The sequence below is a fragment of the Paraburkholderia sp. SSBN10T genome, from assembly GCF_056619545.1.
This window is the reverse complement of the sequence record NZ_JBWQQI010000027.1, coordinates 101,003-110,908: the sequence shown is the minus strand read 5'-3', so window position 1 is coordinate 110,908 and position 9,906 is coordinate 101,003. Positions and strand designations below refer to the sequence as shown.

Genomic DNA, 9,906 nt, shown 5'->3' with positions numbered 1-9,906 from the left:
TGCCTCGATTCCCGCACCCGATTCGCGCCATGCGCAGATGTCGGCGAAAACCGGCATGCGCATTGTCGAGATGGTGTGGGAGGACCTGAAGCCGTCGGACATCATCACAGCCGGCTCGATCGACAACGCGGTGACGACGTGCCTGGCGCTGTCGGGCTCGACCAATGCGATCGTGCACATGATCGCGCTGGCGCGCCGCGCGGGCATCGACCTGACGCTGGAGCGCTACGACGCCATCTCGCGGCACACGCCGGTGCTGGCGAACATCCGCCCGACCGGCGCGTACCTGATGGAGGACTTCTTCTACGCGGGCGGGCTGCAGGCGATGCTGGCCGAGCTGGGCGAGCTGATCGACCGCACGCAGAAGACGGTGAACGGACGCACGATCGGCGAGAACCTCGAAGGCGCGCAGATCTTCAATGACGACGTGATCCGGCGGCGGGCGACGCCGCTGCTGCCGGACAATGGCCTGGCGGTCTTGCGCGGCAACATCGCGCCGGACGGGGCGGTGATCAAGCCGGGGGCGGCCGATCCGAAACTGCACGTGCACACGGGGCGGGCGGTGGTGTTCCGGGACTACAACGACATGGCGGCGCGCATCGATGACGAGGCGCTCGACATCGACGAGAACTGCGTGATCGTGCTGCAGCATGCGGGTCCGGTAGGCGCGCCGGGGATGCCGGAGTGGGGCCAGTTGCCGATACCGAAGAAGCTGCTGCAAAAGGGCGTGCGCGACATGCTGCGCATCTCGGATGCGCGCATGAGCGGCACGAGCTACGGCGCGTGCGTGCTGCACGTGGCGCCGGAGTCGTTCATCGGCGGGCCGTTTGCGCTGGTACAGGACGGCGACCTGATTGAGCTCGACGTGCCGCAGCGCAGGCTGAACGTGCTGGTGCCGGACGAGGAACTGGCGCGCCGCAAGGCCGCGTGGGTGGCGCCGGCGCCGCGCTTCACGCGAGGCTACGGAGCGATGCACCAGGTGCACGTGATGCAGGCCAACAAGGGGTGTGACTTCGACTTCCTGCAGCGCGACGGTGCAAACGGAGCCGGTAGCTGCAGCAGCGCGGTCGAGCCGGAGATTCACTGAGTTAGCCGTGCGGCTGTTCGAAGCACAGTGCCTCAAACAGCCGCGATAGCCTCGAAAGGCATTCGGGAAAAGCGGGTTTTCGCAGCACGTTTTTAGCAGTCAGACCGCGCGCAGGAGACCAGGCGGCGAAGCAGATGATAAGGACTGCATATCTGACGATCGGCATATCGACGGATGTGTAGCGACCAGAGCGATAACTGGGTGCCGGATGGTGGCCAGGCAATTTCGTGCGGCATGACGTGCCGCCATAACTCCAACGACAACAAAGGATGATCAGATGAAAAAGAGTTACAAAGATGCCGGGTTAGCCGTCGCCGGCATGGCAGCCATGCTCGCTACGGGTGGAGCTTTTGCGCAGAGCAGCGTAACCCTGTATGGGATCGTGGATACGGGAGTGGGCTATCTGAGCAGCCAGGCGCCCTCGACCGGTGCGACCAAAGGCGGGCAATCGGTGGTCAAGATGCTCGAAGGGGTCTGGGGCGGCGAGCGCTTCGGCTTCAAGGGAAGTGAAGATCTGGGTGGCGGCACGAAGGCGATTTTCCAGCTCGAAGAAGGTTTCAACGCCGACACTGGGGCGCAGAGCAAATCCGGCCTGATGTTTAATCGTGCTTCCTGGGTAGGCCTGACCAATGCGACCTACGGTACGTTCACCGCAGGACGCCAATACACGCCGTACTACAACATGCTCGCGCAGTACGGCCCGACCCCGTGGCTAACCGGCGCCTTCGGCACCCATCCGGGGGACCTCGACGCACTCGATACCGACTACCGCATCAACAATTCGCTCCTCTACACCTCGCCGACTTTTGGCGGTCTGAAGCTGAGCGGCATGTATGCATTGGGTGGCGTGGCCGGCAGCTTCAACGCCGGGTCGACCTGGAGCGTAGGCGCGCAGTATCAGGCGGGTGCGGCTGGCATCGGCGTCGGCTTCGCACGCTTTAACAATGCGACGAGCGGCGGCGGCGCCTGGAGTTCCAGCTCGACGGCCTACTCGGGCACGGGTGAGCAGGGCGAGTCGAGCATCACGAACGGCTATCAGAATGCAGCGGCACAGCAGCGCTTCGCCGTAACGGGTGGTTATCAGTTCAACTCGCAATGGGATGTTTCGGCATCCTACTCGAACGTGCAATACATTGCTGGTCCCAATTCCGGCTTCTCGACGACGGCGATCTTCAATACCGGCGGTGCGGTGCTGCACTATCGCCCGGTCGTGTCGTGGGATCTCGCTGCGGGGTATAGCTACACGCGCGCCACGCAGGCAAATGGCGTCCAGGATGCCGCGAGCTACCAGCAGATCAACCTGACCGAAGTCTATAACCTGTCCAAACGCACGCGTATCTACGTGCTGGAAGCATTCCAGCGCGCCAACGGCCAGACTATCAACGGCGGCAAGGTCGTCACCGCGACGGCGGCCATCGGCGAGCAATCGGCTGCGTCGAGCCGCAGCCAGTTTGCGGCGACCGTGGGTATCAATCACCAGTTCTGATGCGGTAGCAAGGCGAGGGTGGCGGCGTTGGATGACACCGTCGCCCTTGCATCAAGACTTGCCGGCTCGTGGCAGGTGGTCAGCATAACTTGCGTGCTGCCTCCCGATCGGAATTCAGGACCTGCTCGTCCTTGTTCCAATCTGTAAGACATCAAGCGGTTTCGTCTGAGCGTTACCAGGCAATGACTGGATGCCAAACGATGCCGCCGGAGCCCCGCCGGGACTGGCCAGATCCCCCGTGAAACGCGTTTTCTGTGTCCTTGATCATCAACCTGAAGTACGGGTATGTCCTGGGCCGCAGCAGAGGAAGATATCAATACAATCCCATCTTGTCTTACAACATGGCGGCTTGTGCCTGGTTGTAAATCAGCAGGGGATAGATCGTAGCGACTGTGCCCATTCGAGAGTGAGGCAGGTATGTCAGTCCAACGCCGGCAGCCGTAGAGCGATTCAAGGTAGGGAATCCGGTGCAGGTTCGAATCGCGACAGACACAGTCGATTGATGATTCATATTTGAGGAGATCACACGATGAAAAAACGTTTCGCCCTGACCGGTGTGTCGACGATGGTAGCCGCCTCGCTTCTCGCGCTCAGCGCTGGTGCAGCGCAGGCACACGTCTTCCGTGTTGCCGACGTGCATAGCGACACCTTCCCGACCACCATGGCGCTGAAGTATATGGGCGATGAACTTGCGAAGGAGACGAACGGCCAGGATACCGTGAAAGTCTTCGGCAACAGCGCGCTGGGTTCGGAAAACGATACGATCGACCAGGTCCGGATCGGCGCGATAGACATGGTTCGCGCCAATGCCGCAGCGTTCAACGACATCGTGCCCGAATCGATGATCCCTTCGCTGCCGTTCCTGTTCCGCGACGTCAATCACTTCCGCAAGGTCATGTACGGCCCGGAAGGCCAGAAGATCCTTGACGCCTTTGCAGCGAAGGGCATGATTGCACTCACGTTCTACGAGAGCGGCGCGCGCTCGATCTATGCCAAGAAGGCCATTCACTCGCCGGCCGACATGAAGGGTCTCAAGGTGCGCGTGCAACCTTCCGATCTGATGGTTGACGAAATCAAGGCGATGGGCGGCACGCCCACGCCGATGCCCTTCGCGGAAGTCTATACGGGATTGAAAACGGGGCTGGTCGACGCGGCCGAGAACAACATTCCGTCGTATGTAGAAACCAAGCACTACGAAGTGGCGACGCAGTTTTCCGAAACCGAGCATTCGATGACGCCGGAAGTGCTGGTGTTCTCCAAGAAGATCTGGGACACATTGACTCCGCAAGAACAGACCGCGATCCGCAAGGCGGCGGCCGACTCGGTGCCTTACTACGTCAAGTTGTGGACGGCGCGCGAGAGCGAGGGCGTCACGACCGTGACCAAGGCGGGGGTGACGATCACGCCGGCCGCGCAGATCGACCGCGCCGCGTTCGTCAAGGCGATGCAGCCGGTATGGGCGAAGTATGAAAAGACGCCGGAGATGAAGCAGATCGTCAACGAGATCGAGGCGACCCAGTAAACCGTTCTCATAGCTAGCGCTGCCGGAAACCCTTGCGGAGCAATCTCGGGGTTTCCGGCGTTTGTCGTTGGCGGTCGTGTTGCTGATGAGTTTAGCGGCGTGTCTGCAGCGGTGTGCCGGCAGCTTCGTGTGAGCAGTCGCGGCTGCCCTGGAATGTACGAGGAAGAATAGATGAACTTCGTGAAACGCCCGCTCAGGGTGCTCGCTCGCATCGTGACAGTGGTGGCGGCGATTTGCCTTGCTGTGTTGACCGTGCTGGTGATGTATAGCGTGGTGATGCGTTATGTCTTCGACGACGCGCCCGACTATGTCGAACCGATTGGCCTGTTGCTGGTTCTCGTCATCGCGTTTTTCGGCGCCGCCCTGAAAGTGCGCGATGGCGGCCATATCGGCCTCGATTCGCTGGTCAAGAAGCTGCCGCCGAAAGGTCAGGTGGCGATGGCCGTGTTTCAGCAGCTTTGCGTGGCGGCCTTTTCGATTGCGGTGTGTTTCGGCGCATGGAACATGGCAATGACGACGTTCAGCGACCAGATTCCAATTCTCGGCTTGCCGGAAGCCGTCCGCTACGCGATTCCATTCACCGCCAGTGCCTGCACCATTCTCTTCTCAATCGAACATCTATTGGAACTCTTCGCGCGGAAGCGGGCGTGATCAATCATGGAACTTTTGATTCTTACTATCAGTTTTCTCGTCTTCCTCCTGCTCGGGGTTCCCGTTTCGTTTGCGTTGGGGCTGTCATGCATTCTGACTTATCTGCATGAAGGCCTGCCGGCGGCGACGGCCATCCAGTCGATGGTGTCGGGCATCAACGCGTTTTCGTTCCTCGCGGTTCCGTTCTTTATTTTTTCGGGAGAACTGATGTTGCACGGCGGGATCGCCGACCGCATCCTGCGCTTTGCCCAGGCGACGGTCGGACACTTCCGCGGTGGCCTCGGCATGGCCAATGTCGTCGCCTGTACCCTGTTCGGCGGAGTGTCCGGATCGCCGACCGCCGATACCTCGGCGATGGGCGGGGTAGTCATTCCGTTGATGAAGCGCGAGGGCTATAGCGCGGCTTACGCGGTCAACGTCACGACCCACGCCTCACTGGCGGGTGCGCTGATGCCGACCTCCACCAACATGATCATCTATGCGCTTGCCGCGCAGGGGATCACCGGGATTGTGGCCGGACAGTCGGTGAGCGGCGTATCGATCGGCGATCTGCTGTTTTCCGGCCTGATTCCGGTGCTGTGGGTGATGGGGTTCGTGCTGCTCGCCGCGTACTGGCAGGCGGTTCGCTACAGGTTCCCGCGCCGTCCCGATGGTTCGTCCGAACTGCCGAAATTTCCCGGCTGGTTCATGGTGGCGAAGACTTTCGTCGGCGCATTGCCAGGTCTTCTCGTTATCCTGATCATTCTGACCTGCGTGGCCAAGGGGATTGCAACCGCAACCGAGGCAGCTGCAATTGCCGTGGCGTATTCGCTGGTGCTGACCTTCGTCGTGTATCGCACGATGACGCTGAAGAAGCTTTCCATGGCGTTAGCCCGTGCAACCCGGACCACGGGCGTGGTGCTGCTGTTGATCGGCGTGTCGAACATGCTCCGCTTCCAGATGGCTTACCTGGAAATTCCGGACGCGATTCAACACCTGCTTGAACATGCAACGACCATCCCCTGGTTGATGCTGCTCTACATCAACATTCTTCAGGTGTTCCTCGGCACGTTCGTCGACATGGCGGCGCACATCCTGATCACCACGCCGCTGTTCCTGCCGATGGCGATGCACTACGGCGTGGGTCCCGTCCAGTTCGGCATCATGATTCTGCTGAACTGCTCGCTCGGCCTCGTTCACCCCCCGATCGGTTCGGTGCAGTTCATTGGCTGCGCGATTGGCGATGTGTCGATCGGGGAAACGACAAAGATTGCCTGGCCGTACTACCTCGCTATTTTCAGCGCGATCAATATTGTCACTTACGTGCCGATGTTTTCGACGTGGTTGCCGAGCCTGATCAACGGCCATCCGGTGTTCTGATTCGCTAGCGAAGAAGCCTCGCTTCGCAACACCGCTGTGCCGGTGCAACTCAGCATGGCCGCGTCGTTTCACGCGGCCATGCTGTCAGGCGTTAGCGCTGCGGATTCCTGCGCTCTTGCGGGGTGAAATCGAAGCTGGCGAAACTGCCGCCCTGATACCGTTGGGCGGTTGCATCGAGCGGGTTGGTTTTGGCGAGAATCTCCGCGGCGTAGTCTTCGGCGTTCTGGCGCGGCTGATAGCCGAGGCGTGCGGCATCGGCGTTGTCCCAGTAGCTGCGCGTATTGTTGGAGACGCCCCAGACCACCTGATAGCCGAGATCGGGCACGTTGATCGACTGTTCGATCAGATGCAGCAGATCTTCGAAGCCAAGCCACGTGCTCAGGTGACGGAACTCCGTCGGTTTCTCGACGCAACTGCCGATGCGGATACACACGCTTTCGATGCCGTGCTTGTCCCAGTACATCCGTGCGAGCGCTTCGCCCCAGACCTTGCTCAAACCGTAAAAGCCGTCCGGGCGGAAGTCGCAGTCGAGCGCGAGCTTGTCCTCCACAGGATGCATGCCGATGGCGTGATTGGAACTCGCGAAGATGATGCGGCGTACGCCGTGGCGGCGCGCGCCCTCATATACTTCGACGAGTCCGCGCAGGTTGTTCTCGATGATTTCGGGCAGTGGACGCTCGACGCTGGTACCCGCCATATGGATCAGCACGTCGACACCGGCCATGAGCCGGTCGACCACGGCCGGGTCGCGCAGGTCGCCGTGCATGACGTCTTCGCCGGCAACGAGCGGCTCCAGTGGACGCGAACCCGCCGCCGAACGCAGGTTGGCTCCGCGTTCGAGCAGGGCTTGGCGCAACACACGGCCAAGCTGGCCCGCCGCGCCGCTCAATGCAATTTTTTTCACAGGTCTCATCCTTGTCCAGTGTCTGAGCCAATCATTTCGATTGGCTGAAAAGTTGTCAAGCAAGCGGAATTTTAGCCGGGTTTTCTCCTGGCATAAACAAGAATGCCTGACGATGCATCTCGCCTCACAAGCAGAGAGTATGGCGTTCAGCGTCGATGCTCGTGCTGTCATTTGGCCTAGCTGAGCACTTTGAATCATCCTTGAACGCGGCGTTTCGGTCGGTCATGCCTCGAAGGGGGCGGTTCTATTCGCTACTCATGCAGGAATCCATATCACGACACTGTCTTCCAGTTTTGCCTACCTTATTGCGGTACATCCAGATGACTCGCGTTCTTTCGAATTTATTCGATATCTGTTCGTCGCCGGCTTTTGCATAGTCCACCGAAGTAGAAAAGACTGAATTGGTGAACCCGCAAGAGCCCAGGTTGCAATGCGACTGCAACAGCAAAGACGGAGGCGGCCGTTTCACACCGACCTGACCGTGGAGCGCAAATGAGGAAAATAAGAGTAGGTGTCGCCGACGATCACCCGCTCATTCTGCAGGGCGTTAAGCATCTTCTTCTGTCCAGTCTGGACATGGAGGTCTGCTTTCAAAGCGAGTGCATCGGAAAATTGCTCGACTTGCTGATCGAGATCCCGGTGGATGTTCTCATTTGCGACTACGAATTCGCGGGAGATCCGTACGCGGACGGTCTCAACCTGCTCGAGCGGATCCAGCGCATCGCTCCTGCAACGCGGATCGTGTTCCTGAGCTCGCATACTTCCGCATACATCGTTTCCGCGGCGCTAGACGCGGGCGCGGCCGGTTTCGTCGGCAAGGGGCGCGAGGACTTCGCGAATCTTGCAGACGTCGTTCGTGCGGTAAAGGGCCGAGGCGTCTACTTGCCTGGCTCGCTTGCGAACAAGCTGTTGTCCACAACGGGCCGCGCAGCGAGACGTGATACCCGTCTGGGTGGACTATCGGAAAAAGAGGCGACCGTTGTACGCATGATTTGCGACGGACTGTCGATAGGCGCTATCGCCGAGCGGCTGAAGCGCAGCCCGAAAACGGTTAGCAATCAAAAGAACGCTGGCATGAAGAAGCTCGGCGCAAAAAACGATGTCGAACTCGCCACGATCATGCGCGAGTTGTATTGAGCGAAATTCTTTGCAGCCTTCTGTTTTAAGACATGCGTTTCCAGTTTTTTGCTGATCTTTTCTGAAATTTTCTGTAGTTGTCCTCCTTGTTTTTCCTGTTCCCCGCTCACCGACTGTCATTGTCAGCCGGCGTGGCGATCTTCCTTTGTTGCCGTAGGTTTATCCAGGTCAGGCGCAATTTTGGGTATTGGCCCATTCACAGCGGTTCAGGCCGGCGGCATCATCCCTGTGCCTTGAAGACTTCTGGATGCCTCCGGATTCACAAGGGTTTGTAGTCTCGAACTTGGAAAAAATAGGAGTTGGATCAATGAGAAAGCAAGTCGCGCAACTGATGATCGCGTTGATGGGAGTGTCGGTGGCGCCGATGGTTTTTGCACAGGCCACGGAAGGTGCGGGCAAGGTCACGTTTAACGGTCAACTGATCGATGAAACCTGTGTGATCAACGCCGGCGATGAGGACAAGACGGTCACGCTGCCGACTATCTCGACGAAGTCGCTGGCCGCGAGTGGTGACACAGCAGGTTCGACGATGTTCACGATTTCGGTTTCGCAATGCCCGGCGACGATGAACGAGGTCGCTTCGCATTTCGAAACGACCAGCATGGATCCGGCAACTCGCAACGCGACGAACGTGGCAACGGCGACGCCGGCTGCCAACGTGCTCGTCCAGTTGCTGGAAAACGACGGCACGACTCCGCTGCTGCTCGGCAGCACGGGTAATTTCGTGGCGATCACGGGTTCGGGTGCTGCGCGTGGCGCAACGATGAGCTACGGCGGTCAGTACTACGCAACGGACGCAACCACAGCCGGTAACGTGACGGCTATCGTCCGCTACACGTTGGCTTACAACTAAGCCCTCAAAAGCTGAGTGGATCTCGGGCTGTTCCCTTAAATGGGAGGCAGCCCGGGGCGCAGTTCGTGTGTCCCGGTCAACTGGAATAGATTCGCATGCGTTCGATGAAGTCCCGTATTCTCGCTGTTGCCGCAGTCGTATGCGGCGTAACCGCCTTTGCCGCGCAGGCCGCTATTACCATTACAGGGACGCGCGTGGTTTACCCGGCTCAAAGCCGTGAAGTCAATGTTCGCCTGAACAATGTCGAGGATCGACCGGTCCTGGTTCAGGCATGGCTGGACGATGGCAATGCCGATGCCGCACCGAATGAGATCAAGGTGCCTTTCATGCTGCTGCCGTCGGTATTCCGGGTCGAGCCTCATCGGGGGCAGGCACTGCGCATCATGTTCACGGGTGCGGACATGCCGAAGGACCGCGAGTCGATCTACTGGCTAAACGTGCTGGAAATTCCGCCCAAACCCAAGTATGCGGACGAGCGCAACATGATCCAGCTCGCATTTCGCACGCGCATCAAGATGTTCTATCGGCCAGCATCGCTGGCCGGCGATCCGACTGTGGAGCGCGCCAGGCTCAAGTGGCATGTCGTGTCGAACGACAAGGGTGAGAACGTTCTTCAACTGGAAAATCCTTCGCCATACTACATTTCGATCGGAAAACTCGAACTGGATTCGGGTGGCAGGAAGATTTCCCTAAAACCTGATATGGCACCGCCATTCGGGCACGTCGACTTCGTGTCGCAATCGGGCAAGCTCGATATCAAGGCGCCAACAACGGTTTCTTACACGGTCTTGAATGACTTCGGCACAGAGGTCAAGGATTCAGCGCAGCTCGATGATGGCGTGCAGAAAGCTGAAGTACAGAAAAACCAATAACTGGGTTACCGAATGTCTGGCGTCCGAGATAGCAA

Annotated in this window: 9 protein-coding genes; 8 read left to right on the top strand and 1 reads right to left on the bottom strand. The window is 59.3% G+C overall.

Annotated features, from left to right (window positions below; genetic code table 11):
* From AC1ECK_RS31245 to AC1ECK_RS31225, 5 genes are all read left to right on the top strand, one after another.
* Nucleotides 1-1,087: dihydroxy-acid dehydratase domain-containing protein (locus AC1ECK_RS31245; RefSeq protein ID WP_480326218.1), on the top strand; the 1,087-nt coding region annotated here is incomplete at its 5' end.
* A gap of 277 nt (nucleotides 1,088-1,364) precedes the next feature.
* Nucleotides 1,365-2,573 (top strand): porin, encoded by a 1,209-nt coding sequence (locus tag AC1ECK_RS31240; protein WP_480326216.1) that lies wholly within the window; start codon nucleotides 1,365-1,367, stop codon nucleotides 2,571-2,573.
* A 529-nt stretch (nucleotides 2,574-3,102) separates the two neighbouring features.
* Nucleotides 3,103-4,095, top strand: a complete 993-nt coding sequence (locus AC1ECK_RS31235) for a TRAP transporter substrate-binding protein (protein WP_480326214.1) — start codon at nucleotides 3,103-3,105, stop codon at nucleotides 4,093-4,095.
* Between the two features lie 171 nt (nucleotides 4,096-4,266).
* Nucleotides 4,267-4,746, top strand: coding sequence for a TRAP transporter small permease (locus AC1ECK_RS31230; protein WP_480326212.1), 480 nt, complete (start codon nucleotides 4,267-4,269; stop codon nucleotides 4,744-4,746).
* A 6-nt stretch (nucleotides 4,747-4,752) separates the two neighbouring features.
* Nucleotides 4,753-6,105: a TRAP transporter large permease gene (locus AC1ECK_RS31225; RefSeq protein WP_480326210.1), complete on the top strand. Its 1,353-nt coding sequence runs from the start codon at nucleotides 4,753-4,755 to the stop codon at nucleotides 6,103-6,105.
* Between the two features lie 91 nt (nucleotides 6,106-6,196).
* Here the strand turns inward: AC1ECK_RS31225 and AC1ECK_RS31220 are convergent, their stop codons facing one another.
* On the bottom strand, nucleotides 6,197-7,009 hold the full coding sequence (locus AC1ECK_RS31220) for an NAD-dependent epimerase/dehydratase family protein (RefSeq protein WP_480326208.1): 813 nt from the start codon (nucleotides 7,007-7,009) through the stop codon (nucleotides 6,197-6,199).
* 492 nt (nucleotides 7,010-7,501) lie between these two features.
* Between AC1ECK_RS31220 and AC1ECK_RS31215 the strand changes: the two genes are divergently transcribed.
* The 3 genes from AC1ECK_RS31215 (at nucleotide 7,502) to AC1ECK_RS31205 (ending at nucleotide 9,871) form a co-directional block, all read left to right on the top strand.
* Nucleotides 7,502-8,146 carry a response regulator gene (locus AC1ECK_RS31215; protein WP_480326206.1) on the top strand — a complete coding sequence of 215 codons (645 nt, stop codon included), beginning with the start codon at nucleotides 7,502-7,504 and terminating at the stop codon, nucleotides 8,144-8,146.
* Between the two features lie 307 nt (nucleotides 8,147-8,453).
* A complete protein-coding gene (locus AC1ECK_RS31210; protein WP_480326204.1) occupies nucleotides 8,454-8,999 on the top strand; it encodes a fimbrial protein in 546 nt (181 codons plus the stop codon).
* 95 nt (nucleotides 9,000-9,094) lie between these two features.
* On the top strand, nucleotides 9,095-9,871 hold the full coding sequence (locus AC1ECK_RS31205; protein ID WP_480326202.1) for a fimbrial biogenesis chaperone: 777 nt from the start codon (nucleotides 9,095-9,097) through the stop codon (nucleotides 9,869-9,871).
* Nucleotides 9,872-9,906 lie beyond the last annotated feature (35 nt).